The sequence below is a fragment of the Maribellus luteus genome (genome assembly GCF_003576475.1).
In the GTDB taxonomy this organism is placed as follows: domain Bacteria; phylum Bacteroidota; class Bacteroidia; order Bacteroidales; family Prolixibacteraceae; genus Draconibacterium; species Draconibacterium luteum.
Genome location: NZ_QWGR01000067.1, coordinates 1 through 799 on the forward strand (window position 1 = coordinate 1; position 799 = coordinate 799).

1 protein-coding gene is annotated in these 799 nt (G+C 65.6%); it reads left to right on the plus strand.

Features of this window, described 5'->3' with window-relative positions; genetic code table 11:
* Nucleotides 1–69 precede the first annotated feature (69 nt).
* Nucleotides 70–799, plus strand: a 730-nt coding sequence (locus D1614_RS27960; RefSeq protein WP_147384378.1) for a molybdopterin cofactor-binding domain-containing protein, incomplete at its 3' end; no start/stop codon positions are given.

The following is a 799-nucleotide window of genomic DNA, read 5'->3' on the forward strand; positions in this document are numbered from 1 at the left end:
CGCCGCTCGCGCCCGAACAGATCAACGTGCGCGCGGTCGAATTGAATACCCTCACGGCAGCCTAAGAACATGAACAAGCAAACCGAAGCCTTCCTGCTGGCGGAAGCCGATATTGCTGGAGCCGTGTCTGGCCAGCGCGGCGCTGTGGTCGGCGTGTCGCGCCCGCATGAGTCTGCACACCTGCATGTTGCGGGTACCGCCACCTACACCGATGACATTCCTGAGCTGGCCGGCACGCTGCACGCGGCGCTCGGCATGAGCACGCAGGCGCATGCGCGCATCGTCAACATGGACCTGGACCGCGTGAAGGCCGCGCCGGGCGTGGTGGCGGTGTTCACGTCGGCCGACATCCCCGGCACGAACGATTGCGGCCCGATCATTCACGACGATCCGATCCTCGCAACCGACACGGTGCACTTCGTCGGGCAGCCGATGTTCATCGTGGTCGCCACGTCGCACGATGCGGCGCGCCGTGCGGCGCGTCTGGGCAATATCGAATACGAAGTCCTGCCTCCGCTGCTGACGCCTGAAGAGGCTCGCGCCGCGGGCAAGTCGGTGCTGCCGCCGATGCACCTCAAGCGTGGTGAGCCGGCCGAGCGCATCGCCGAAGCGCCCCACTCCGAAGCCGGCAAGATGTCGCTGGGCGGGCAGGAGCAGTTCTATCTCGAAAGCCAGATCTCGTACGCCGTGCCGAAGGAAGACAACGGCATGCACGTGTGGTGCTCGACGCAGCATCCGACCGAGATGCAGCACATGGTGTCCCACATGCTGGGTTGGCACGCCAACCAGGTGCTGGTCG